This is a genomic window from Leifsonia shinshuensis, from assembly GCF_014217625.1.
Lineage (GTDB): Bacteria > Actinomycetota > Actinomycetes > Actinomycetales > Microbacteriaceae > Leifsonia > Leifsonia shinshuensis_A.
The window spans coordinates 1,785,767-1,810,680 of record NZ_CP043641.1; the positions used below are offsets into that span (position 1 = coordinate 1,785,767).

Consider the following 24,914-nt stretch of genomic DNA (forward strand, 5'->3'; position numbering starts at 1 on the left):
GGGTTTAACAGGTTCATCGCCTACATTGATCCTATGTCTGCGCAAAAACCACAGGCTAGAGGTGTGCTCGGAGCAGTCGGCGCGTTCGTCGGCATGAGTGCCGTGGCCGGTCTTCTGGTCACCGCTGCCGTCACCCCCGCGATCGCCGTGACCGGCATGGCCGCCAACAACGGCATCGGTGTGTTCGAGGGTCTTCCCGAGTACCTCCAGGTCGGTCAGCTCGCCCAGCCGACGACCATCTACGCGAAGAACGGCGACCAGGACGTCCCGCTCGCGACCTTCTACTCCCAGAACCGGCTGCCGGTCGGCTTCGACCAGATGTCGCAAGCCGTCAAGGACGCCGCCATCGCCGGTGAGGACCCGCGCTTCTACAGCCACGGCGGCGTCGACATCCAGGGCACCATGCGCGGTGTGCTGTCGACGGTCTCCGGCGGCGGCGTGCAGGGCGGCTCGTCGATCACTCAGCAGTACGTCAAGAACGTGCTGCTGCAGAAGTGCGAGGCCATGCCCGTCAAGACCGCCGCGGAGAAGAAGACGTACCAGAGCTGCGTCGACGACTCGACGGGCGTCACTCCCGACCGCAAGGTGAAGGAGATGAAGTACGCCATCGGCCTGGAGAAGAAGTACACCAAGGACCAGATCCTCGAGGGCTACCTCAACATCGCGGGCTTCGGCGGCACCGTCTACGGCATCGAGGCCGCGGCCCGCTACTACTACAACACGACGGCTGCTGCGCTGACGCCCGCCCAGGCGGCGAGCCTGGTCGCGATCGTCAACGAGCCGACCGGCCTCAAGATCGACAACCCCGACTCGAAGACGAACGGCGCGGCCAACGGCTATGCCGCGAACAAGGATCGCCGCGACTACATCCTCGGCAAGATGTACGAGTACAAGAAGCTGACCAAGACGCAGTACGACGACGCGAAGAAGACCCCGATCCAGCCGGTGATCACGCCGTCGAACCGTGGCTGCCAGACGGCCGGCAACGCTGCCTTCTTCTGCGACTACGTGCAGAAGATCATCCTCAACGATCCGTCGTTCGGCAAGGACGACGACACCCGCAGCGCGAACTTCCTCCGCGGCGGCTACAAGATCTACACCTCGCTCGACCTCGACCTGCAGAACGTCGCGCAGGACACCCTCAACTCGTACGTGCCGATGGAGTACAAGACCGACATCGGCGGCGTGCTGGTCGGCGTGCAGCCGGGCACCGGCCGCGTTCTCTACATGGCGCAGAACAAGGTGTTCACCGAGGACGCGGAGCTCGCCAGCACGAGCAAGAAGTACACGAGCATCAACTACGCGACCGACCGCGACTACGGCGGCTCGAGCGGCTTCCAGGTCGGATCGACGTACAAGACGTTCACCCTGGCGGAGTGGCTGAAGGAAGGCCACTCGCTCTACGAGACGGTCAACGCGAACATCCGCACCTACCCGAGCGGCACCTTCAAGGGCTACTGCTTCCCGGGCGGCAGCTACGGCTCGACGGGCACTCGCTGGCCGACGAACGACAGCTCGGGCGAGGAGGGCACGCGCAGTGCCATCCAGGCGACGCAGCTCTCGATCAACACCGCCTTCGTCTCGATGGCGTCGCAGCTGGACATGTGCAAGATCCGCGACACCGCTGAGGCGTTCGGCGTGCACACGGCGACAAACGACCCGCTCGGCACGAACCCCGCGAGCGTGCTCGGCACCAACACGATCGCGCCGATCACCATGGCGACGGCGTTCGCCGGGATCGCGAACGGCGGCGTGACCTGCACACCGATCGCGATCGACAAGATCGTGGACGGCGGCGGCAAGGAGATCAAGCCGCCGGCGACGAAGTGCACGCAGTCCGTGGATCCCGCCATCGCCGCGGGCATGGCCTATGCGATGCAGAAGGTCACGGTCAGCCCCGGTACGGCCGCGGGGATGAACACCACCGGCAAGGACATGCTCGCCAAGACCGGCACCACCGACAACAACAACCAGCTCTGGCTCGTCGCGTCCACCACCAAGGTCGCCGGCGCCTACTGGGTGGGCAATGTCACCGGCGACCAGGACATGCGGAAGATCTATCCGACGCACGGCACGACCCCGGCCATCGCCCGAACCGCGGTGATGCGCACGATGATGTCGGCGGCGGTCGGCAAGTACGGCGGCGACTCCTTCCCCACCCCGAGCAGCAAGCTCGTGCAGGGCGCGCAGGTCGCCGTCCCCGACCTCACCGGCAAGTCGCCGGACGAGGCGAAGACCATCCTGAGCGGCCTCGGCCTCGACAGCGCCGACGGCGGCCCCCAGGACTCCGCAGCACCGGCGGGCACGGTCTCCTCGACCAACCCGGCGGCCGGCACCTCGGTCGGCAAGGGCACCGTCGTCACGATCTACACCAGCAATGGATCGCTGGTCGCCCTCCCGAACGTCGTCGGGCAGAAGCTCTCCGACGCGCAGAAGGCGCTGACGGACGCCGGATTCGGCGTGAAGGTCGGCGGCGGCGCCTCTCCCGACGACATCGTCCAAGCAATGGATCCCGGCGCGGGCACGCCCGCGAAGGCCGGCACCCAGGTGAGCCTCACACTGCAGAAGGGCAGCACCCCCACTCCCGGACCGGGAGCGGGCGGCTAGTGCCGCGGGCTTCGGGCTTCCGGCCGGTGGGCGCCGCACTCGCGGTGCTCGCCGGCGCGGGCGCTGCTGCGTTCGCCTACGGCTCGCTCGTGGAGCGGCGCGCGTTCACGCTGCGCGAGGTGAGCGTCCCGGTGCTGCCGCGCGGCGCCAAGCCGATCCGGGTGCTGCACCTGTCCGACCTGCACATGGCGCCGTGGCAGGCGGACAAGCAGGAGTGGGTGCGGGAGCTCGCCCGGTTCCAGCCGGACCTCATCGTGGACACGGGCGACAACCTCAGCCACGAGAACGGCCTGGAGGGCATCCGCGCCGCGTTCGACGCGTTCCAGGGCATCCCGGGTGTCTTCGTGCACGGCTCGAACGACTACTACGGCCCGCAGCTCAAGAATCCGTTCAAGTACTTCCTCGGACCGTCGAAGCGATCCGCGTCGACGGCGCCGCGCCTCGACGACAAGGCCCTCACCGCGTACTTCGAGAGCCTCGGCTGGCTGAACCTCAACAACGCCGCCGGCGCCCTCGACATCCGCGGAACGCACCTCGAGTTCTTCGGCGTGAACGACCCGCACATCCACGCCGACCGGGTGGAGGCCATCCCGGGCGCGCTGGACGAGCTCCGCGAGGACGACCCGTACTCCGACGACGCGACGTGGCCGGCCGACGAGCCGCGCTCGGAGCGCGCCACGGTCACGCTCGGCGTGGTGCACGCCCCGTACCGCCGGGTGCTGGACGCCTTCGTCACCTACGGCGCCTCGATGATCTTCGCCGGGCACACGCACGGCGGTCAGGTCTGCGTGCCCGGCTTCGGCGCGCTGGTCACGAACTGCGACATCCCGCGCTCCCAGGTCAAGGGCCTGAGCATCTGGCGTCACGCGTTCCGGGCGGCGTACCTCAACGTCTCGGCCGGCCTCGGCACGTCGATCTACGCGCCGGTCCGGTTCGCCTGCCGGCCGGAGGCGACGCTGGTCACGCTGACGGCGTCGGAGTGAGCCGAGTGGTCATTTGCACCCCTCGGGCTCGTGTATCCTAGATGAGGCCTTCGGGCCACCGGGGTGTGGCGCAGCTTGGTAGCGCGCTTCGTTCGGGACGAAGAGGCCGCAGGTTCAAATCCTGTCACCCCGACCCAATAGCAAGAGCCGGTTCGATAATTCGAACCGGCTCTTGTCGTTTCAGAACTCAGAACGCATCCGGCCGTGCGAAGTCCGCGGTCGCGTACAGCGACTCCGGGTCGATGTGCGAGCGGATGAGGGGCAGTGTGCGGGAGACCGTCGTGTTGATCCGCTCGCGGAGGTCGTCGGAGGAGATCGCGTAGTCCGTGAAGTCGGACTCGCTCGCGTAGATGCCGAGCGGCAGGGTCAGGGACTGGAAGAAGCCGAACAGCGGGCGCATCTGGTGCTCGACCAGCAGGGCGTGGCGGTCGCTGCCGCCCGTCGCGGTGAGGACGATCGGCTTGTCCACCAGGGCGTACTGGCCGATGTGGTCGAAGAACAGCTTGAACAGGCCCGTGTAGGTGGCCCGGTAGGCGGGCGAGCCGACGACGATGACGTCGGCGGACTCCACGGCCTCCAGTGCCTCCTGCACCCGCGGGCTCAGGCCGCTGCGGAACGGGGCGGCGCCCAGCTCGCCGAGCAGGGGTGCGAGTTCGATGGTCGTGGAGGTCCCGCCCGTCGCCTCGGCGAACGAGCGTGCGACCTCGTCGACGAGGACCGTCGTGCGGGAGGGCGCCGTCGGGCTGCCGCTCACGCCGACGACGTGGGGTGCGTGTGCCATGCGGGGTACCGCCTTCGCTGGGTGGGGGTCGGGAATGCGCCCAACGCTACCCCCGGCCCTCCCGGAGCGCCCCTCCGGCTGTCATGGTCCGTCATGGAGGCGGTTACGTCCGGGAATGCCCCGTCACGCCTGCGGGTACAGCCCCGCCACGATCTCCAGCGAGCGGATGCGGCCCTCCACCGTCGCAGCGCCGGAGGAGATCATCAGCTCGTCCACGCCGGTGGAGGCGATCAACGAGTCCAGGCGGGCCTTCACGTGGTCCGGCGTCCCGATGGCCTGGCGGGCGTTGCGGGCGGCGATGAACTCCTCCTCCGCCGGGCTGAACTCGTAGGCCAGGGCCTCCTCGACGCTCACCGGCTGCGGCTTGAGCCCGCGGCGCATCCGCAGGAACGAAAGCTGGCCGGGCAGCGACAGAGCGCGCACCTGCTCCGGGTCGTCGTCCGACACGACGTTGACGGCGATCATGGCGTGCGGCTCCGTCAGCTGCTCACCCGGCTCGAACCGCGACCGGTAGAGGTCCAGGGCGGCCTCCGTGTTCTCGCCCGCGAAGTGGTGGGCGAAGGCGAACGGGAGGCCGAGGGCGGCGGCCACCTGTGCGCTGTAGCCGCTGGAGCCGAGCAGCCAGACCTGCGGGGCGTCGCCCAGTCCCGGCACCGCCGTGATGCTGTGCAAGGGGTTCGCGTCGCTCATGCCGCCGTAGAAGAAGCCGAAGAGGTCGAGGAGCTGCTGCGGGAAGTCGTCGACGCCGAGGCCCTCCGCGCTCCGCCGCAGCGCCATGGCGGTGGCGCCGTCGGTGCCGGGCGCTCGGCCAATGCCGAGATCGATGCGGTCGCCGTACAGGGCGCGGAGGGTGCCGAACTGCTCCGCGACGACCAGCGGCGCGTGGTTGGGGAGCATCACGCCGCCGGAGCCGACCCGGATGCGCTCGGTCGCCGCCGCGACGCCCGCGATCAGGACGGCCGGCGCGCTGGAGGCGATCGCCGGCATCCCGTGGTGCTCCGCCACCCAGAAGCGGCGGTAGCCGAGACGCTCCGCCTGCTGTGCGAGGCGGACCGTCCCGGCCACCGCGTCGGCGTTGCTGCCGCCGGCGGGCCGGCTGGCGAGGTCGAGGACGTTGAGCGGGATGCTGGTGGAGGTCACAGGGAGGGCAACCGCTGCCGCCCTCCCGTCATTCCGTCGGGGACGGGACCCTGCGGGTCAGGACGACCGCACCTTCCGCATCCACGCCGCGATGGCGACGCTCACGAGGCCGACGATCAGGAGGCCTCCCCCGACCCAGATCGACCACTCGGCGATCACGGAGCCCGTGTCGGCGAGGCCGGAGTTGCCCGGGTCGTTGACGGTCGTCGCCGTCGTGTCGGCGGGCAGGACGGTGACCGACACCGAGCAGACGTGGCCGCTCGCGGCGCCGACGCCGGTGATCGTGTAGACGCCGTTCGCGGTCGACGGCAGCGTCACGTGCAGGACGTCGCTCCCGTCCGCGTTGGCATGCTTGGTGAAGGTGACGGAGCTGGCCATGTGGATGTTCGCGCCGTCGAAGCCGCTGCCGGTCCAGGTGATGAGCTCGCTGGACGCCCAGGTCCCCGGGATGCAGGTGACGGTGGCCGTGTCGCCCGCCTGGATGGTGCTGACGTCGACGCTGCATGGCGCGCCGCTCGTGTAGTCGTCAGCGTTGGCCGCCGCAGGTGCGGCGAGAAGCAGTCCCGCGGTGACGACAGCGGCCGCCAGAATCTTCTTCAGCATCGGGCTCACGTTCCCCTCGGACGACGTACGTGGTTTTACTGACTAATTCTCACTTTACACCCGGCGTGCAGGGGACTGCGATGGTCCCAATGGCCTTCGGTGCCCCCATAACGGGGGTGGTTCCATCGCCATTCAGGGTGGGCGTGACGGCGACCGTCACCCCCGGCCGCTTCTGCGCCGTGCCCAGGAACTCGACGTCCACCGTCTTCGACTCGCCCGGCGTGAGCTCCACCTCCACCACCGCCACCGGGCGGCCTCCGTCACTGCCGGTCACGGAGGGCAGGCCGGCGCCGCCGCTCCGCACTCCCCCCAGCAGGCCGCCCTGGGGTCCGTAGAAAGCGATCCTGGTGAGGATGGAGCCGCGCGCGACCCCGAACAGGTCGCCTCCCGTGACGTAGTCCGAGAGAGTCGTGGCGGCGTTCGCCGGAGCCCGGTTGCTCAGCGTCACCTCCACCCGCGACGTCACCCTCCCGTCGGCGCGGCAGACCTTCGCGCCGGCCGAGACAGAGCTCCCGAGGTAGTAGTCCATCTTGCCGCCCGTTGCGTCGTTGAAGTACACGCCCAGCGCCGCGTTGTCGGGCGTGGAGACCGGGAGACCGCCCGCCAGGGTCGTGTCAGCCAGGACCCGCTGCTCGGCAGGGCGCGAACTCCAGATCCGCACGCGGTCGGACGCACCCGCCTGCGCGAGCACGTCGACCAGCGCGGAGCCCGAGGCGCCGCCGTCGGCGACCTCGGCGAACACCGCTCCGGCGGCCGAGGCGAAGAACGCGTCCTGATCGGCCGGGTTGGAATAGCGGTGGTAGACGTCGCTGAGCAGGAGCTGCACGGCGTTGTCGGCCGTGAGCGTGTCGCCCGTCGGCAGCGAGACCGGGCCCGCGGCGCGCAGCAGCCCGCTGAGCACGACGGGGTCGAGGGCGATGACGCCGTCGACGACGCCGCCGTGCTCGTGCACCCACATCGCCGACGCCGTGCGCGCGGCGAGCGCGAAGTCGGGCGTCACGTTCGCATCCTGCAGATATCGGCCGACCACGGTGCCGAACAGAGCCGTCGTGGGGGCAGGAACGTCGAAGACGGGCTGCGCCCACGGCCCGAACGACGCGGACTGCGCGGCCAGGGTGATGGCGCCGTGGTCGGTGCGGATCTCCGTGACGGACCCGATCAGCCCGCCGGTGGCCCGGATCTCTGCGGGGTTCTGTGCGACCACGAGATAGGTGCGCGGCCCGTCGGCCCCGAGCATGCCCGGCAGCAGCCGCGCGGTGTTGGCGACCGCCTCCAGCTGACCTCCCGCCGCGTCGAGCATGGTCCGCATCTTCGTGACCGCGCGACTCACCGGGCTGACCAGCTGCCCTTCGTCGATCGCGTCTATCTGGCGCTGCGCCGCGACGAAACCGGTCTCGGCCTTCTCGACGGCCGGCCCTGCGGCGATGAGCGGTGCGAGGTCGATGCGGCCGTGGGAGAGCGTGAGTTGGCGAGGATCGACCGCGGCCGCGGCCGAGGCGAGCGGCTCGACGACCTGGCTCGCCAGCGTGTCGGTCGCGGCGGCGACGGTGCGGACGGCAGCCAGGTCGGAGCCGAACCACGGTACGGCCTCCCCCGCGCGCCAGATGGGATCGCTGGTCAGGTCCGCGGCCGAGCGCGCATGCCGAGAGAGGTCGGCCGCGATCGAGCGCGCCTGGGCCGTGTTGCCGGACTCCACGGCGGAACGGGCGGCTTGGACGTCGGCGAGCGCGTCCTTCAGCTCGCCGCGGGCGAGGTACGCGCGGAAGCCGATCCAGGCGGCGCCGAGCAGGAGGACGAGGATGACGAGCAGCACGGCGACGAGGATCGGGCGGCGGCGCCGTTCCTCCTCGCGAACCGGAGGTACGTCGTCCTCCGCGAGACCGTTGGACATGACCTAAAGATAACAAATCCTCACTTTTTGCCCCAGGCTTTGACGACCCCCCGAACGAGGGGCGAAGGTCACTGTCAACGGGCGTCGCCCGCTAGTGCGGCCGCGCGCCTAGCGCCCGAGGCCCCGGAACCGCCACCCCGCGGCACGCCACCGGTCGGCGTCGAGCGCGTTGCGGCCGTCGATGACCAGGCGCCGGGAGACCAGCGCGCCCAGCTCCTCCGGGTCGAGCTCCGTGAACTCGGGCCACTCGGTGATCAGCACCACGACATCCGCGGCCGCGGCCGCCTCGGCGGCGGACTCCACATAGGTCAGCTGCGGCGCACGGCGGCGCGCGTTCGCGATGGCCTCGGGATCGGTCGCGGTGACGACCGCGCCGCCCTCCGCCAAGCGCACGGCGATGTCGAGGGCCGGCGAGTCGCGGATGTCGTCCGAGTGCGGCTTGAAGGCCAGGCCCAGGACTGCGACACGCACGCCGTCGAGGCCGCCGGCCTCCTCGCGCACCAGGTCGACCACCCGCTCGCGGCGGCGCAGGTTGATCTTGTCCACCTCGTCCAGGAACCGGACGGAGTCGCCGCGGCCGAGCTCCCGGGCGCGGGCGCTGAACGCGCGGATGTCCTTCGGGAGGCAGCCGCCGCCGAAGCCGACGCCCGCGTTGAGGAAGCGCCGACCGATCCGCGCGTCGTGACCGATCGCGTCCGCGAGCTGCGTCACATCCGCACCCGTGGCCTCCGCGATCTCGGCCATCGCGTTGATGAAGGAGATCTTCGTCGCGAGGAACGCGTTCGCGGCGACCTTCACCAGCTCCGCCGTGGCGTAGTCGGTCACGATCACCGGGGTGCCGTTCGCGACGGCGCCGGCGTAGACCTCGTCCAGGATGCGGGCGGCGCGTGCGCCATCCTCGCCCTCCGGCACACCGTAGACGAGCCGGTCGGGGCTCACCGTGTCCTTGACGGCGAAGCCCTCGCGGAGGAACTCCGGGTTCCAGGCGAGCGTCGCGCCCGGCACGCGCTCGGCGACGAGCTCCGCGAGCCGGGAGGCCGTGCCGACCGGGACGGTGCTCTTGCCGACGATCACATCGCCGGGCGAGACGTGCTCCAGCAGGGAGGCGAACGCGGCGTCCACGAACCGGAGGTCGGCGGCGTCGCCCTCCGCGGACTGCGGCGTGCCGACGGCGACGAAGTGCACGTCCGCGTCCGCGACGGCGGAGAAGTCGGTGGTGAAGCGCAGGCGCCCGCTGGCGGTCGCGGAGGCGAGCACTTCGGGAAGGCCCGGCTCGAAGAACGGCGCGCGCGCCTCGGAGAGCGCGGCGATCTTGGCCTCGTCGACATCGACGCCGACGACGGTGTGGCCGAGGTCGGCCATGGCTGCGGCGTGGACGGCTCCGAGGTAGCCGACGCCGATGACGGAGATGCGCATCAGGTGAAGTCCGGGTCCGGTTCGGTGTCGCAGGCGGTGGTCGCGGACACCGGCCAGTGCCGGCGGCCGTTGTTGAGGACGCCCTGGCTCTCGTCCAGGTAGCAGTTGCCGCACAGCGCCTCGTAGCTCACCGAGGCGCCGTCGATGGCGACCTGGTCGCCGTCGAAGACGAAGACGCCGTCGATCTTGCGTGCGTTGAAGATCGCCTTGCGGCCGCAGCGGCAGATGGTCTTGAGCTCCTCGAGGCTGTGCGCGACCTCCAGGAGGCGCCTGCTGCCCGGGAACGCGACCGTCTGGAAGTCGGTGCGGATGCCGTACGCGAGCACGGGGACGTCGTCCAGCAGCGCGATCCGCAGCAGATCGTCGATCTGCGCCTCGGTGAGGAACTGCGCCTCGTCCACCAGCAGCGCGCTGACGTCGCGGCCGTGCCGCTTCAGCGTGCGCTCGCGGTGCTGCTGGAAGCGGCCGTACGCGTCCGTCTCCGGCGCGATCAGGAAGTCGACCTGACGGGTGACGCCGAGCCGCGACAGGATGCCCATGTCGCCCTTGGTGTCGATCGCCGGCTTCGCGAGCAGCACCCGGTGCCCGCGCTCCTCGTAGTTGTACGCCGCCTGCAGCATGGCGGTGCTCTTGCCGCTGTTCATCGCGCCGTAGCGGAAATACAGTTTTGCCACGGAGCAATCCTATGCGGGCGCCGCAGGCTCAGGTGAGGTAGCCGTCCTCCGCGGCGCGGCGGATGAGGTCGGCACGGGAGCTCGTCGGCCTCCCGACCTTGCCGTACTTCTCGCGCACCCGGCGCAGGTAGGTCTTGGCGGTCTCGTACTGCACGTTCATCGCACGGGCGACTTCGGAGGTCGTCCGGCCGTCCGCGTAGAGCACGAGCGCCTGCCGCTCGCCGTCGCTCAGCTTCGGCCGGGAGGCCTCGGGGACGGTCGGGCGGGGGCGCCAGGCCTGCGCCGGCTCCTTCTCCCCCGCGGCGCTGTCCCTGCCCATCGCGGCGAGCGCCGCGGCGATGAGCTCGGCCATCGGCTGGGTCTTGGTGACGTATGCCACCGCGCCGGCGGCGAGGGCGGCGTCGCGGTCCTCCTGCGTGTCGACGGCGCTCAGGACGACGACCTTCGCCCCGGCCGCGCGGCAGGTGCGCACGCGCGCGCCGATCGACACGGACTCCCGGAGCTGGAGGTCCATGATGACGAGGTCGGTCGGGAACGCGTCGCTGTGGACGAGTTCCAGCCAGCTCCCCGCCCGCACGACGAGGTCGAAGTCGGGGGCGTTCCGCTCGATCCAGGCGGCGAGGCTGTCGAGGAGGATCTCGTGGTCGTCGAGGATGGCGAGCCGGATGGGAGGTGCAGTGGATCCGGGATGTGCTGTGCTGGTGCTCATGGTGCTCGCCTCTCAGGATAGGCGAAGCGGACGGTGAGGCCGCCCTCGCGAACGCGCATCGAGGCCACCATGGACGCCGACTGCAGCGCGCTGAGGTACGGGACGAGGTCGGAACGCAGCTCGCGCCGTGGCTCGCTCACCTGTGCGGTGAGCACGAACACCGGGGAGCCCGGCTGGGCGACGGAGACCGCGAGGGTCCGCGGGTCGAGGCCGGGGAGGGCGGCGATGGTGCCGATGAGCGCGCCGACGATCGCACGATGTTCGTCGCTCAGGACCTGCTCCAGCCGGTCGGGGTCGTGCACGCGGGAGGCCTGGCCGGCCTCCGCGCCATCGCCGCGGCGCGCGAGTGCCAGGGCGACGGTCTCGGCGAGCCAGCTGCGCTCGACGGCCTCCACGGCGGCTGCGCGGAGCCGTTCGGCGATCGCCCGCGCCCGGCGCCTGTCGTCGTCGGTGACGACGCCGCGGGCGGACAGCTCGGTCAGGAACGGGACGGCTTCGGCGTTCAGCGCCGTGGTGCGCTCCTGCGCGACCATCCGCGCCGCGACCTGCCTCAGCTCCGCGTCGAGCCGGAGCTGGCCCGCTCGCGCGACCTCCCGCCAGCGCAGCGTCTCGCCGGTCATGGTCCACGCGTAGCCCGCGCCGCCGAAGGCGAGGGCGAGGATCGGCGTCGCAGCCACCGTGGCGTAGACGAGCGGCTGGTTGGCGATCAGGAGCGAGGAGGCCTGCGCCGCGGCGAGCGCGCCGAGCACGACCGCCGCGAAGGCGGCGACCGCGAGCACTTCGCCGACCGGCCGGTACAGCGGCATCGCGGTCAGCAGCAGCGCGACAGCGAGCTGCCCCCAGTCGTCCTGGATGCGCTGGTTGTGACCCCAGACCGCCGCCTCGAACAGGCACGCGCCGACCAGGGCGACGCCGACGATCGCCAGGTGCGACCAGAGTCCGACCGGCGCGAGGCCGGGGTGCGTCCGGATCGCCGCGACGACGACGGCCACGAGCAGCACGACGATGGCCCACACCGCGAGGGGGTGATGGGGGAGCTGGTCGTGGTGGAGCAGCGTCGAGAACACCGCGTCGGCGAGCGCGACGATCCCGAGCAGCGGCACCAGGAGCCACGCGGACTGCACGCCGAGCGGGTCCAGGCGCTGCGGCGTGCGCTCGACGGGCAGCGACCGGTAGTGGACGATCGTCTCGGACAGCACCTGGTTCATGCGGCCTCCGCGACGGGGATGGTCATGATCACGGTCGTGCCGACATCCTCGGCGGAGTAGACGGTGACGGTGCCGCCGACCTTGCTGACACGGTCGTGGACGGACTGGCGGAGGCCGAGCCGGTCGGCGCCGGGGGCGGTGGCGACCGCGAAACCGCGCCCGCCGTCGACCACCATGACGGAGACGGAGGCGTCCCCGCAGGAGAACGCGACCTCGGCGGTCGCGCTTCCGGAGTGGCGGAGCACGTTGACCAGGCACTGCCGGACGGCGAGGCCGACGGCGCGGCGCGCATCCGGGGTGAGCAGGGCGACGGCCTCCCGCTCGCCGGAGACGTCGACGGCGAGCCCTTCGTCGCGCGCGTCCTCGATGGCCCTGCGCAGTTCGCTGTCGTACCAGGCGTCCTCGCCGGGCGGCGCCTGGTCGTCGGCCGGGAGCCCGGCGACGCCCAGCCGGTGGAGGTCGGACTCGATACGCTGCCGGAGCCGCGGCGGCAGCTCGCCCGGCTCGGTCGCGGCGACGGCGACCAGTTCGCTGAGGACGGTGTCGTGGAGGTCGGCCGTGGACTCGGCGAGCAGTTCACGGCGCAGATCGACGAGCCGGGCGTCCCGGACCGCGCGGTGGATGGCGCCCTGCGTCCGCGAGCGCGAGCCGCGGGTGAGCCCGTCGAAGGCGAGCACCCCGATCAGCAGCAGGTAGGCGCTCAGCGAGATCGCGTCCGGCCGGAAGTCGCGCCCCGCCGCGGTCGCCCCGAGGAAGACGGCGGCTTCTGCGAGCGCGAACCCCAGAGTCGCCCAGAGCACGCCGACCAGGGAGCCGGTCCCCGTCCCGCCGACCAGGGTCATCGCGACGACGGGGAGGGCGACGACGAGCAGGTTGGTGTCCTGGTACGCGGGCGTGCTGCCGAAGATCAGGTAGACGTAGAAGTAGGTGCAGACCGAGCCGACGAGCAGGTAGGCGAGGGTGAGCAGGACGGTCCGGCCGCGCGACAGCAGGAGGAGCAGCGCGATCATCGGCAGCAGGACGAGCGTGCTGATCCAGGAGGCCGCGCCTGTCGTCCCGCCGACGGTCGAGACCGCGACGTTGAGCGCCGCCATCACCAGGCAGACCAGCGCGGCCCACCGCGCCGCGGTGGCCAGCGCACGGGAGTTCGCCGCCCTGGAGAGGTGGCTGGGAAGGCCGAGCGACACCGGACTCCTTCGGCGCGAGAGGAACCGACGGTGGGGGCGCCGGTGGGAAACCACGCGTCGGCGGCGTCCCAGTGGGGATTATGGCAGCGATCGTGCACACTGTGTACCCCGGACGCGTCGGCGTGTTGTACCCCGCGAAGTGGGGGAGACGCCTGCCGCGCGCAGCTTCGCTCTCAGAACAGCGTCGGCTGCACCCCGAGCGTCACCAAGGCAGCCTCGGGCGCGACCTCCTCGGGTGCGACGCGATCCGCCGCGGCATGGCCCCCGACAGCACGGTCTCCGGCAGCACGGTCTCCGGCAGCACGGCCCACGACGCGCCGCTCCCCCTCGCCGTCGCGCAGCATCCCGAGCGCCGAGGACCGCACGCCCCCGGTCAGCGGGTCCTCCTGCCCGCGCTCGAGGCGGTGTGCGCGGATGAGCGGCTTGATGCGCGCGGCCAGCCACGCGCGATACTCCTTCGGCGCGTAGGTGCCGCGGCCGTACATGCTGCGGTACTTCGGCAGCAGTTCGGGGTGCTCCCGGCCCAGCCAGAGGTAGTACCACTCCTTCACCCCGGGCTTCAGGTGCAGCGCGGTGTAGAGCACGCTGGTGGCCCCGGCCTCCTTCGCCTGGCGCAGCGCCTCGTCGAGGTGGGCACGCGTGTCGGTCAGGTACGGGAGGATCGGCATCAGGAAGACGCCGCAGTCGAGGCCGTGCTCGCGCACGGCGGTCACGGTCGCCAGCCGCGCCTTGGTCGTCGGCGTGCCCGGCTCCACCGACTGCTGCAGCTCATCGTCGTAGACCGCGATCGACATGGCCAGGTCGACAGGGACCCGCTTGGCCGCCTCGGCCAGCCGGTCCAGGTCGCGACGGAGCAGCGACCCCTTGGTGAGGATGCTGAACGGCGTGCCGGAGTCGGTCAGCGCGTCGATGATGCCGGGCATCAGTGCGTAGCGCCCCTCCGCCCGCTGGTACGGGTCGGTGTTGGTGCCGAGCGCCACCGCGTGGTGGCCCCAGCTCGGCTTCGTCAGCTCTTTGCGCAGCACGTCGGCCACGTTGACCTTGACGATGATCTCCTGGTCGAAGTCTTTGCCCTGGTCGAGCTCCAGATAGCTGTGCGTGGGACGAGCGAAGCAGTATACGCACGCGTGCGAGCAGCCGCGGTACGGGTTGATCGTCCAGCCGAAGGGCATCGGCCCTCCCCCGCCCGGGATCTTGTTGAGCGCCGACTTCGCCAGGATCTCGTGGAAGGTGACGCCCGCGAACTCGGGCGTGCGGACCGATCGCACCAGGTTGTTCAGCCGGGCGAGACCGGGCAGGGCCGACGGCGTCTCCACCGCCAGCTCCTGCCCGCTCCACCTCATGGAACCATTCGAACGTATGTTCGAATCTTCGTCAAGCGTCACCCGGCGCGGCGCTCCGCAGCGACACCACCTCCCCCGACCAGCGCTCGCGCAGCCAGCGGTCGTGGCTCGCCACCACGACGGCGCCGGGGTACCCGCCGAGGGCCTCCTCCAGCTCGGTCGCGAGGGTGAGCGAGAGGTGGTTGGTCGGCTCGTCGAGCAGGAACACGTGCGGCGGCCGGGCCATGATCAGCGCCAGTGCGAGGCGGCGCTGCTGCCCGACGGACAGCGTTCCGACCTCCCGGTCGAGGTCGCGCGGCGCGATCAGGCCGAGTCCCGAGAGCGGGACGGTCTCCGCGCGCCGCTCGCCCAGCGCCAGCTCGTAGATCCGCCGCGGGGTCTGCGTCGGGTCCGCGAAGCGCACGTCCTGTTCGAGGAGTTCGACCCGCAGCCCGCGCCGGCGCTGAACCGTGCCGACGAGCGGCACGATCCGCCCCGCCAGCACCGAGAGCAGCGTCGACTTGCCCGCGCCGTTCGCTCCGGTGACGAGCACCCGCGACTGCGCCTCCACCGCGAACCGGTCGAGCCGGAGCCGCCCCGGCACGTGGAGGTCGTCCGCCTGCAGCAGCGAGCCGCCCTCCTCGCTCGCCGCCTGGAACCCCGCGGGGATCCCGGAGAAGCCGAGCGGCTTCGGCGGCTTGCGCACCTGGGTGCGGGTCAGCTCGTCGAGCCGGCCGTCCGCGTTGCGCACGCGCCGGCTGATCTGCCGGTCCAGGGTGTTACCCTTGTACGACTTCACGAACTTGTCGTTGTCGCGCACCTTGCCCGACCACGCGATCGAGCGCGCGGTCACGTCGACCGCGTGCTTGAGCTCCTTCAGCTCGGCCTGCTCGTCCGCGTACTGCTTCTCCCAGCGGCGCCGCTCCGCGGCCTTCTCGGCGAGGTAGGCGCTGTAGCCGCCGCCGAACACCGTCGTGCCGGTGCGCGTCGGGTCCAGGTCGAGCAGGCCGGTGGCCGCCGAGTCCAGGAACGCACGGTCGTGGCTCGCGAAGAGCACCGGGCCGTGCCAGCCGAGGAGCTGCGACTCCAGGAACGCCGCCGCCGCGTCGTCCAGGTGGTTCGTCGGCTCGTCGAGCAGCAGCGCCTCCGGCCGGCCGAGGAGCAGGGCGGCCAGCGCGAACCGGCTGCGCTGGCCTCCCGAGACCTCGTCCAGCCGCCGGCCCAGCGGGATGGCGCCGACACCGAGGCCGTCGAGGAGGGCGTCACGACGCGCGTCGATCGACCACACCTCGGCGAGCTCGGCCGCCGCGAGGGCGGCGTCGTACCGTGCGTGCGCGGCCGGGTCGTCCCCCGCGAGCGCGGTCGCGGCGGCCTCCAGCTCGCGCTCGATGGCGCGCACCTCGGCGAGGGCGTCCTCGATCAGCGTGGCGAACGTGTCGGCAGGCCGGAACCGGACCTCCTGCCAGAGGAAGCCGACCCGTCGCGGCCGGGACACGACCCCGGAGTCCGGGATCTCGGCGCCGGCGAGCACGCGCAGCAGCGTGGACTTGCCCGCGCCGTTCTCGCCGATCAGGCCGATGCGTGCGCCGGGAGGCACCGTGAGGGAGACATCCGAGAGCACGCGCCTGTCGCCGTAGCTGACGGAGACACCGTCGGCGCGCAGTGGAGTGAGAGTGAGTGTTGGCAAAAGTGAACCACCTTCCGGGCGCTCCATCACGGAGCAGGCTCCCGCCGGGCGGACTTCCGTCACGAGTGCGCCGGAGCGCCCGGTGCTGGATGACCAGGCGGCGCAGGACCTCGGGGGTCGCTCGTGCAACGGCGCCTCGGGCGCGGGACGAGAAGAGGTTCTACTTCATAGCGTCCACGACCATAACAGGTCGCGGGCACGGCTGTCCAGCCGATCCGTACCGCTGGGTACGGATCGGCTGCGGACGGCCAGGAGTCAGGCCCGGACGACCTGACCGGCGGGGCTCTCCGCCAGGTCGAGCACCGACGCGGTCTCGGTGAGAACCCGCTCGGCCTCCTTCGGGCGGTCGTTGAGCGTGGTGCCGACCGTCGGGATGAGCTTCTTCAGCGTCGGCAGCCAGCCCGCGTAGCGGTCGGGGAAGCACTGCTTGAGCAGGTCGACCATGATCGGCACGGCCGTCGACGCTCCGGGCGAGGCGCCGAGCAGGCCGGCGATCGAGCCGTCCGCGGAGGCGATCACCTCGGTGCCGAACTGCAGCACGCCGCCCTTCTTCGGGTCCTTCTTCATCACCTGGACGCGCTGGCCCGCCGTGATGAGCTCCCAGTCCTCCGACTTCGCGGTCGGCATGAACTCCTGCAGCGCCTTCATCTTCTTCGCGCGGTTGGCGAGGACTTCGCCGACCAGGTATTTGATGAGACTGAAGTTGTCGCGCGCGACCGCGAGCATCGGGCCGAGGTTGCCCGCGCGGACCGAACCGGGGAGGTCCCACCAACTGCCGCTCTTCAGGAACTTGGGGCTGAAGCCGGCGTACGGGCCGAAGAGCAGCGAGGTCTCGCCGTCCACGACGCGCGTGTCGAGGTGCGGGACCGACATCGGCGGAGCGCCGACCGCGGCCTTGCCGTAGACCTTCGCCTGGTGCTGCGCGACGATCTTCGGGTTGGAGGTGCGGAGGAACTGGCCGGAGATCGGGAAGCCGCCGAAGCCCTTGATCTCGGGGATGCCGGACTTCTGGAGCAGGTGCAGGGCGCCGCCGCCGGCACCGACGAACACAAAGCGCGCGAGCGCCTCGTGCGGCGTGTGGCCGACCTCGTGCCGCACGCGGATCTTCCAGAGCTTGTCGGCGGTGCGCTTGATGCTGAGGACCTTGTGGTTGAGCGCCAGGTCGGCGCCGTTCGCGACCAGGTCGTCGACGAGCGCGCGGGTGAGCGCGCCGAAGTCGACGTCCGTGCCCGCGGTCTGGCGGGTGGCGGCGATGCGCTGCTTGGCGTTGCGCTTCTTGGTGAGCAGCGGGGTCCACTCGCCGATCGTGGCCGGGTCCTCCGAGTACTCCATGCCCTCGAACAGCGGCTGGTCCTTGAGCGCCTCGTAGCGCTTGCGGAGGTAGCGGACGTTGTCGCGCCCGCGCACGAAGGTCATGTGCGGCGTCGCGTTGATGAACGTGCGCGGGTCGGGCAGGTGGCCCGCGGCGACCAGGGAGGCCCAGTACTGCCGGCTGAGCTGGAACTGCTCGTTGATGCTGATGGCCTTGGCCGGGTCGACGCTGCCGTCGGCGGCCTCCGGCATGTAGTTGAGCTCGCAGAGGGCGGCGTGGCCGGTTCCCGCGTTGTTCCAGGGGTTCGAGCTCTCCTGGGCGACCTCGCCGAGGGACTCGTAGATGCGGATGGTCCAGTCGGGCTGGACGCGCTGGATCATGGAGCCCAGCGTCGCGCTCATGATGCCGCCGCCGATCAGGACGACGTCGATGGGGTCAGTGCTCACCAGACAATCCTACGGTGAGTGGGCTCATCCCCCGTCGTCGCGCGGGGATCTGTCTCGATATCGAGACATCCGGTCAGGCCGCGGACGCTCCGGCGACAATCAGCGCGATGCCGCAGACGACCATGCTGACGAGCAGGACGCCGAACCCGATCCAGACCAGCGCGATCGCTCCGTTGGGCTTCTGCGGGTCGCGGCCGAGCGGTGAGAAGAAGAACCCGGCCGGGATGAGGATCGCGGTGACCAGCACGCCGATCGCGCCCCAGTGCATCCAGCCGGTGACCTTGGCGGCGTCGAGCAGCAGCAGGGTGACGAGGCCGAGGATGACGAGGACGCCGGCGTGCGCGTGGCCGGCGCGGAAGAACGACTTCTGGAGGTCGTTGGCCCCCTGCTTGCCGGTGACGACGCGCAGCATGAAGGTGCCGCCGTAGGCGATTCCGATGACGGTGAGCAGGACGATGCCGGCGGTGATGGCGCTGGCGGGTTGCAGCAGCATGACGGCTCCTCAGTTGAATGCCAGGTTGGATAGTGTCAGTATCCAAAGACTAGATAGTATTAGTATCCAGAGTCAAGGGGCAGGTGATCGGATGCGCATCTCGGAGCTGGTCGAGCGGACGGGCGTCCCGCTGGCGACGGTCAAGTTCTACCTGCGGCAGGGCATGCTGCCGGCCGGCGAGGCGGTCAGCGCGACGCGCGCGGAGTACGGCGAGGAGCACGTGCGGCGGGTCGGGCTGATCCGGGCGCTGTCGGACGTGGCCGGGCTGCCGCTGGGGCGGGTGAAGGAGATCCTGGACCTCATCGACGGGCCGGAGGATTCCGCGCCAGGGCTGTTCGACGCGCTCGGGCAGGCCGTCGCCGCGCTGCCGCCGTACCTGGAGGACGCGCAGCCGCCGTATCCGCGCGCCGAGGCGGCGATCGCGGCGATCGGGCAGGTCTACGACGAGCGGTACGCCGCCGTCGCCCAGCTGGAGCGCGCGCTCGAGGCGGTGGAGGCCGGCGGCATCCCGATGACGGACGAGCGCCTCCAGGTGTACGCCGAGCATCTGCGCGCGATGGCCGAGTACGACCTCAGCCGGATGCCCGACGAGGGCGGCCGGGAGGCGCAGCTCGGCTACGCCGTGCTCGGCACGGCCCTCTACGACCCGGTGGTCGCGGCGCTGCGCCGCTTGGCGCACCAGGACGTCGCCGCCGGCCGCCTCGGCGTCGAAGAGACGCCGAAGGGCACGTAAACGCCCTCAAAACGAAGTTTTAGGGGCGTTTACGTGCCCTTCGGCGGAGGTGGGTCAGCCGGCGACGCGGGTTGCGAGGCGCTCGGCGACCAGTTCTGCGATCTGGACGGCGTTGAGCGCTGCGCCCTTGCGGAGGTTGTCGTTGCTGATGAAGAGCGCGATGCCGCGGCCCTCCGGGGCGCCCTCGTCCGCACGGATGCGGCCGACGAAGCTCGGGTCCTGGCCGGCGGCCTCCAGCGGGGTGGGGACGTCGGTGAGCTTCACACCAGGGGCATCGGACAGCAGCTCGGTGGCGCGCTCGGGGCTGAGCGGCGACGCGAACTCGGCGTTGATCGACAGCGAGTGGCCGGTGAAGACCGGCACGCGCACGCAGGTGCCGCTCACCAGCAGCTCCGGGAGGCCGAGGATCTTGCGGCTCTCGTTGCGGAGCTTCTTCTCCTCGTCCGTCTCGTTGAACCCGTCCTCCACGATCGAGCCGGCCAGCGGGATGACGTCGAACGCGATCGGGCGGACGTACTTGACCGGGTCGGGCATGGCGACGGCCGAGCCGTCGTGCACCAGCTGGAGCAGGTTCTCGTCGGAGACCGCCGTGCGGATCTGGCCGGCCAGCTCCTCGGCGCCGGCGAGGCCGGAACCGGAGACGGCCTGGTAGGTGCTCACGATGAGGCGCTGGAGGCCGGCTTCCTCGTGCAGGACCTTCAGCACGGGCATGGCCGCCATGGTGGTGCAGTTGGGGTTGGCGATGATGCCCTTGCGCGCGTCGTCGATGGCCTCTGGGTTGACCTCGGAGACCACGAGCGGCACGTCCGGGTCCATCCGCCAGCCGCTGGAGTTGTCGATGACGACGGCGCCGGCCTCAGCGAAGCGGGGCGCGTGCGCCTTCGAGCCGGTGGCGCCGGCCGAGAACAGCGCGATGTCGATGCCGGAGACGTCGGCGGTCTCGACATCCTCGACCGTGATCTCCTCGCCGCGGAACGGCAGCTTCGTGCCCGCCGAGCGCGACGAGGCGAAGAAGCGGATGCTCTTGACCGGGAAGTCGCGCTCCTCCAGCAGCTGGCGCATCACGCCGCCGACCTGGCCGGTGGCGCCGACGACGGCGATGTCAAGGCCGGGAGTGGTCTCGCTCATGGTGTGTCCTTCGGGGTCGTGGTCTGAAGAAAGGGAACGGGATGGCGGTGCGTGCCATTCCCGCGGCGGCTCAGCGGCCGGTGCCTGCGTAGACGATCGCCTTCTCGTCGCCGTCCAGCCCGAAGGCGGTGTGCACGACCCGAGCGGCCTCCGCCACCGTGTCGGCGCGGGTGACGACCGAGATGCGGATCTCGCTGGTGGAGATCATCTCGATGTTGATGCCGGCGACGTACAGCGCCTCGAACAGCTTCGCGGAGACGCCCGAGTTGGTGCGCATCCCGGCGCCGACGAGCGCCAGCTTGCCGATCTGGTCGTCGTACTGGAGGGCCTGGTAGCCGACCTCGTCGCGTTCGCTGCTCAGCGCGGTCAGCACGCGCTGGCCCTCCGACTTCGGGAGGGTGAACGAGATGTCCGTGAGGCTGGTGGCCGCAGCGGACACGTTCTGCACGATCATGTCGACGTTGGCGTTGGCCTTCGCGACGATCTTGAAGATCTGCGCCGCCTTGCCCGGGACGTCGGGCACGCCGACGACGGTGATCTTCGCCTCGCTCAGATCGGTGGCGACTCCGGAGATGATCGGCTCTTCCACGATTCCATCCTTCTTCGCGGCCTCGGCCGCAGCTGCTTCGTTGAGGACGTACGTGCCCACCCGGTTCGAGAACGAGGAGCGCACGTGCAGGGTCACGTTGTGGCGGCGGGCGTACTCCACCGCGCGGATGTGCAGGACCTTGGCGCCCGCGGCCGCGAGCTCCAGCATCTCCTCGCTGGTGATGCGGTCGATCTTGCGGGCGAGCGGGACCTGGCGGGGGTCGGAGGTGAACACGCCGTCGACGTCGGTGTAGATCTCGCAGACCTCGGCGCCGAGCGCGGCGGCGAGGGCGACGGCGGTGGTGTCGGAGCCGCCGCGGCCGAGGGTGGTGATGTCGCGGGTGTCGCGGTTGAAGCCCTGGAAGCCGGCGACGATGGCGATCGCGCCCTCGTCCAGCGCCTCCTTGATGCGGCCAGGGGTGACGTCCACGATGCGCGCGGCGCCGTGCTGGGCGTCGGTGATCATGCCGGCCTGGCTGCCCGTGAATGAGCGCGCGTCGTAGCCCATGCTCTTGATCGACATCGCGAGCAGCGCCATCGAGATGCGCTCGCCCGCCGTGAGCAGCATGTCCAGCTCGCGCGGCGCCGGGATCGGCGTGACCTCGTGGGCCAGGTCGACCAGCTCGTCGGTGGTGTCGCCCATCGCGGAGACGGCGACGACGACCTCGTTGCCCGCCTTGCGCGTCTCGACGATGCGCTTGGCGACGCGCTTGATGCTCTCGGCGTCGGCGACGGACGAGCCGCCGTATTTCTGAACGATCAGGGCCACAGGCACTCCAGGGTTCACGGAAGCACCCATTCTACCGGCCGAAGATATGCCGCCCCCGCCATGTGACGGAACGCCGAAGGGCACGTAAACGCCCCTTCCGGGCCGTTTTAGGGGCGTTTACGTGCCCTTCGGCGGAAGGAGAGAGAGGGAGAGGGAGGGAGGGGTCAGGAGACTTGGCGGCGGCCCTCGAAGGCGCGGCCGAGGGTGACCTCGTCGGCGTACTCGAGGTCGCCGCCGACCGGGAGGCCGGAGGCGAGCCGGGTGACCCGGATCTCGAGCGTGGTCAGTAGTCGGCTGAGGTAGGTCGCCGTGGCCTCCCCCTCCAGGTTCGGATCGGTCGCGATGATGACCTCCTGGACGGTTCCGTCGGCGAGGCGCTGCATGAGCTGCCGGATGCGCAGGTCGTCGGGGCCGACGCCGTCGATCGGGCTGATCGCGCCGCCGAGCACGTGGTAGAGCCCGCGGAACTCGCGCGTGCGCTCGATGGCGACGACGTCCTTCGCCTCCTCGACCACGCAGATGACGTCGGGCGTGCGGCGCGGGTCGCGGCAGATCGAGCAGGTGGCCTGCTCGGAGACGTTGCCGCAGATCTCGCAGAAGCGCACCTTGTCGCGCACCTCCAGCAGCACCTCCGCCAGCCGGGTGACGTCGAAGCTCTCGGTCTGCAGGATGTGGAACGCGATGCGCTGCGCCGACTTCGGCCCGATCCCCGGAAGCCGGCCGAGCTCGTCGATCAGCTCCTGGACGATTCCCTCGTACACGCCGTTACCTCATGCCGTTCATGGGAGGCGCCGGCTGCTCCTCCAGGAACCGCGCGCCGAGGATCTCGCGCACGACCGCCTCGCCGTAGCGCTGCGGGGCCTGGAAGGTGGGCGTGCGGGCGCCGGAGGCCGGGGCGGAGCGCTCGGCCGGGGCTGACCGCTCGGCCGGGGTGGGGCGCTCCTGGGTGGGGCGGGCCTGGGGCCGCTCGGCCGCCGGGCGCTCGGGCGCAGCGGCGCGGGCAGGCGCGGCGGCGGACTCCGCGGGCGCGGCGGACCAGTCGCCCGCGGGCTCCTCAGGGACGGCCGACTCGTACGGGGGCTCGGTCTCCTCCGGCGCTTCGAGGTCGTCCGGGGGGAGGTCGTCGGGCAGCCCGGAGGACGACGGGGCCGGCGCAGCGGGAGCGGCAGCGCGGGCGGCGGGAGCCGCGGGGGCTTCCGGACGCTCCAGCGTGGCGACCGCCGCGGGCGCCGACGCCGGGATGGCGACGGTCGCCCACTCGGTGACGGACGCGGACGCAGACGGGGAGGCAGCGGGGATGGTCGACGAGGCGCTGCCGGGGGGCCGCGACGACGCCGAGGCACCCGCCGCCGCGGAACCCGACGACGAGGGGCGGGCGGGAGCCGGTCCGTCGCCGTCGGCGCCGGGCCAGGTCGGGGCCTCGGGAGCCGAGGGCGCGCCGGCCGACGGCCGGGCCGGGCCGCTGCTGGACGGGGCGCCGTCGGCGCGCGCGATGAACTTCACCCGGATGCCCAGGATGTCGATGATCGCCTGGCGCAGGTACTCGCTCACGCTCTGACCGCCCTGCGTCTGCGGCTGGCGGAAGCTCTGCACGTCGTTGTCGCTCGGGAACGACAGCGTGAGCACGTCCTCGTTGAGGGAGCGCACCTGGGCCGTGAACACGACCATCCACGCGCTGCGCTTGGCGCGCTGGACCGCGTCGAGGATCTGCGGCCACGAGTCCTTGACCTGCTGCGTGCTCACGGCGCCGACGGCGGCCGGCGCGGCCGGAGCAGCGGGCGCAGGTTCGGGAGCCGCCGGTGCGGCGACGGGCTCGGGAGCCGGCTCCGCGGTCTTCGCAGGCTTCGCGACGGGCGCGGCCTCAGCGACCGGAGCGGTCGCCGGCGCGGCCGGCGCAGGAGCTGCAGCCGGAGCGGAAGCAGGCGCAGCCACCGGAGCAGCAGCAGCCACCGGAGCAGCAGCAGCCACCGGCGCAGCCGCCTCCCGCGCACCGCCGCCCGCGTCGCTCACCCCGACCCGGCGCTCCAGCCGCTCCACGCGCGCCAGCGCCCCGCGCTCGCTCTCGTCGCTCGACGGCACCAGCACGCGCGCGATCATCAGCTCCAGGTGCAGGCGCGGCGAGGTCGCGCCGGTCATCTCGGTCAGCGCGGCGTTCACGATGTCCGCCGCGCGACTCAGCTCGGCCGCGCCGAACTTCATCGCCTGCACGCCCATCCGGTCGAGCTCGTCCTGCGGGACACCGCGCAGCACAGCGGCCGCCCCGTCGACGCTCGTCGCGGCGACCACGATCAGGTCACGCAGCCGCTCCAGGAGGTCGTCCACGAAACGTCGTGGGTCCTGCCCGGTCTGGATGACGCGGTCGACCGCGGCGAAGGCTCCGGCCGCGTCGCGCGCCGCGATCGCGTCGATGACCTCGTCCAGAAGCGACGCGTGCGTGTAGCCGAGCAGCGCGACCGCGCGCTCGTACTCGATGCTGCTGCCCTCCGAGCCGGCCATGAGCTGGTCGAGCAGCGAGAGCGTGTCCCGTGGGGAGCCGCCGCCGGCGCGCACCACCAGCGGCAGCACGCCCGGCGCGACCGTCATGCCCTCGCTGTCGCAGAGCTGCTGGACGTACTCCAGCATCTGCGCGGGCGGGACCAGCCGGAACGGGTAGTGGTGGGTGCGCGAGCGGATGGTGCCGATGACCTTCTCGGGCTCGGTCGTCGCGAAGATGAACTTCACGTGCTCCGGCGGCTCCTCCACGATCTTCAGCAGGGCGTTGAAGCCCTGCGGCGTGACCATGTGCGCCTCGTCGAGGATGAAGATCTTGTAGCGGTCGCGGGCGGGGGCGAAGATGGCGCGCTCGCGGATGTCGCGGGCGTCGTCGACGCCGTTGTGGCTGGCGGCGTCGATCTCCACCACGTCGAGCGATCCGGAGCCGTCGCGGCTCAGCTCGACGCAGCTCTCGCACTTTCCGCACGGGGTGTCGGTGGGGCCTTCTGCGCAGTTGAGGCAGCGCGCGAGGATGCGGGCCGAGGTGGTCTTGCCGCAGCCGCGCGGCCCGGAGAACAGGTAGGCGTGGTTCACCCGGTTGGTGCGCAGCGCCGTCATGAGCGGCTCGGTCACCTGCGATTGGCCGATCATCTCGGCGAAGGTGTCGGGCCGATAGCGGCGATACAAAGCGGTTACCACCCACACATGCTACTTGCCGCCGCCGACATTCCGGCCGTGCGGCGAAGACTCCCGGGCAATGCCGTG

Annotated in this window: 20 protein-coding genes and 1 tRNA gene; 4 read left to right on the forward strand and 17 right to left on the reverse strand. The window is 71.1% G+C overall.

Features of this window, described 5'->3' with window-relative positions:
• Nucleotides 1-63: 63 nt before the first annotated feature.
• The 3 genes from F1C12_RS08575 (at nucleotide 64) to F1C12_RS08585 (ending at nucleotide 3,723) form a co-directional block, all read left to right on the forward strand.
• Nucleotides 64-2,607, forward strand: a complete 2,544-nt coding sequence (locus F1C12_RS08575) for a transglycosylase domain-containing protein (RefSeq protein ID WP_185278343.1) — start codon at nucleotides 64-66, stop codon at nucleotides 2,605-2,607.
• 26 nt (nucleotides 2,608-2,633) lie between these two features.
• A complete protein-coding gene (locus tag F1C12_RS08580; RefSeq protein WP_185278344.1) occupies nucleotides 2,634-3,590 on the forward strand; it encodes a metallophosphoesterase in 957 nt (318 codons plus the stop codon).
• Between the two features lie 59 nt (nucleotides 3,591-3,649).
• A tRNA-Pro gene (locus F1C12_RS08585) sits at nucleotides 3,650-3,723 on the forward strand.
• 54 nt (nucleotides 3,724-3,777) lie between these two features.
• On the opposite strand, the gene msuE is transcribed toward F1C12_RS08585, so the two are convergent.
• From msuE to F1C12_RS08650, 13 genes are all read right to left on the reverse strand, one after another.
• Nucleotides 3,778-4,371 (reverse strand): FMN reductase, encoded by a 594-nt coding sequence (gene msuE / locus F1C12_RS08590; protein WP_185278345.1) that lies wholly within the window; start codon nucleotides 4,369-4,371, stop codon nucleotides 3,778-3,780.
• A 123-nt stretch (nucleotides 4,372-4,494) separates the two neighbouring features.
• Nucleotides 4,495-5,511 carry an LLM class flavin-dependent oxidoreductase gene (locus F1C12_RS08595; protein WP_258046185.1) on the reverse strand — a complete coding sequence of 339 codons (1,017 nt, stop codon included), beginning with the start codon at nucleotides 5,509-5,511 and terminating at the stop codon, nucleotides 4,495-4,497.
• A 57-nt stretch (nucleotides 5,512-5,568) separates the two neighbouring features.
• A complete protein-coding gene (locus F1C12_RS08600; protein ID WP_185278346.1) occupies nucleotides 5,569-6,114 on the reverse strand; it encodes a hypothetical protein in 546 nt (181 codons plus the stop codon).
• Nucleotides 6,115-6,163: 49 nt separating this feature from the next.
• Nucleotides 6,164-8,005, reverse strand: a complete 1,842-nt coding sequence (locus F1C12_RS08605) for a DUF4012 domain-containing protein (protein ID WP_185278347.1) — start codon at nucleotides 8,003-8,005, stop codon at nucleotides 6,164-6,166.
• Nucleotides 8,006-8,113: 108 nt separating this feature from the next.
• On the reverse strand, nucleotides 8,114-9,421 hold the full coding sequence (locus F1C12_RS08610; protein WP_185278348.1) for a UDP-glucose dehydrogenase family protein: 1,308 nt from the start codon (nucleotides 9,419-9,421) through the stop codon (nucleotides 8,114-8,116).
• Complete coding sequence (locus tag F1C12_RS08615; protein WP_185278349.1) at nucleotides 9,421-10,095, reverse strand: thymidine kinase; 675 nt, start codon at nucleotides 10,093-10,095, stop codon at nucleotides 9,421-9,423. The genes F1C12_RS08610 and F1C12_RS08615 overlap by 1 nt, the downstream gene beginning before the upstream one ends.
• 28 nt (nucleotides 10,096-10,123) lie before the next feature.
• A complete protein-coding gene (locus F1C12_RS08620) occupies nucleotides 10,124-10,804 on the reverse strand; it encodes a response regulator transcription factor (RefSeq protein ID WP_185278350.1) in 681 nt (226 codons plus the stop codon).
• A complete protein-coding gene (locus F1C12_RS08625) occupies nucleotides 10,801-12,012 on the reverse strand; it encodes a hypothetical protein (RefSeq protein ID WP_185278351.1) in 1,212 nt (403 codons plus the stop codon). The genes F1C12_RS08620 and F1C12_RS08625 overlap by 4 nt, the downstream gene beginning before the upstream one ends.
• Nucleotides 12,009-13,199: a sensor histidine kinase gene (locus F1C12_RS08630; RefSeq protein ID WP_185278352.1), complete on the reverse strand. Its 1,191-nt coding sequence runs from the start codon at nucleotides 13,197-13,199 to the stop codon at nucleotides 12,009-12,011. The genes F1C12_RS08625 and F1C12_RS08630 overlap by 4 nt, the downstream gene beginning before the upstream one ends.
• A 173-nt stretch (nucleotides 13,200-13,372) precedes the next feature.
• Nucleotides 13,373-14,542 (reverse strand): Rv2578c family radical SAM protein, encoded by a 1,170-nt coding sequence (locus F1C12_RS08635; RefSeq protein WP_185278353.1) that lies wholly within the window; start codon nucleotides 14,540-14,542, stop codon nucleotides 13,373-13,375.
• Between the two features lie 31 nt (nucleotides 14,543-14,573).
• Nucleotides 14,574-16,208, reverse strand: coding sequence for an ABC-F family ATP-binding cassette domain-containing protein (locus tag F1C12_RS08640; RefSeq protein WP_185278354.1), 1,635 nt, complete (start codon nucleotides 16,206-16,208; stop codon nucleotides 14,574-14,576).
• A 255-nt stretch (nucleotides 16,209-16,463) separates the two neighbouring features.
• The gene (locus tag F1C12_RS08645) at nucleotides 16,464-17,966 is read right to left on the reverse strand and encodes a malate:quinone oxidoreductase (RefSeq protein WP_185278355.1); all 1,503 of its coding nucleotides are present in this window, start codon (nucleotides 17,964-17,966) and stop codon (nucleotides 16,464-16,466) included.
• A 73-nt stretch (nucleotides 17,967-18,039) separates the two neighbouring features.
• Nucleotides 18,040-18,459, reverse strand: coding sequence for a hypothetical protein (locus F1C12_RS08650; protein WP_185278356.1), 420 nt, complete (start codon nucleotides 18,457-18,459; stop codon nucleotides 18,040-18,042).
• Nucleotides 18,460-18,550: 91 nt separating this feature from the next.
• Here F1C12_RS08650 and F1C12_RS08655 point away from each other — a divergent pair, with 91 nt between their 5' ends.
• Nucleotides 18,551-19,192, forward strand: coding sequence for a MerR family transcriptional regulator (locus F1C12_RS08655; RefSeq protein WP_185278357.1), 642 nt, complete (start codon nucleotides 18,551-18,553; stop codon nucleotides 19,190-19,192).
• 54 nt (nucleotides 19,193-19,246) lie between these two features.
• Here the strand turns inward: F1C12_RS08655 and F1C12_RS08660 are convergent, their stop codons facing one another.
• From F1C12_RS08660 to F1C12_RS08675, 4 genes are all read right to left on the reverse strand, one after another.
• On the reverse strand, nucleotides 19,247-20,320 hold the full coding sequence (locus F1C12_RS08660; protein WP_185278358.1) for an aspartate-semialdehyde dehydrogenase: 1,074 nt from the start codon (nucleotides 20,318-20,320) through the stop codon (nucleotides 19,247-19,249).
• 70 nt (nucleotides 20,321-20,390) lie between these two features.
• Nucleotides 20,391-21,677 (reverse strand): aspartate kinase, encoded by a 1,287-nt coding sequence (locus F1C12_RS08665; RefSeq protein WP_185278359.1) that lies wholly within the window; start codon nucleotides 21,675-21,677, stop codon nucleotides 20,391-20,393.
• Between the two features lie 164 nt (nucleotides 21,678-21,841).
• Nucleotides 21,842-22,438: a recombination mediator RecR gene (gene recR / locus F1C12_RS08670; protein WP_179607817.1), complete on the reverse strand. Its 597-nt coding sequence runs from the start codon at nucleotides 22,436-22,438 to the stop codon at nucleotides 21,842-21,844.
• A 4-nt stretch (nucleotides 22,439-22,442) separates the two neighbouring features.
• Nucleotides 22,443-24,848 carry a DNA polymerase III subunit gamma and tau gene (locus tag F1C12_RS08675; RefSeq protein WP_185278360.1) on the reverse strand — a complete coding sequence of 802 codons (2,406 nt, stop codon included), beginning with the start codon at nucleotides 24,846-24,848 and terminating at the stop codon, nucleotides 22,443-22,445.
• Nucleotides 24,849-24,914: the final 66 nt, after the last annotated feature.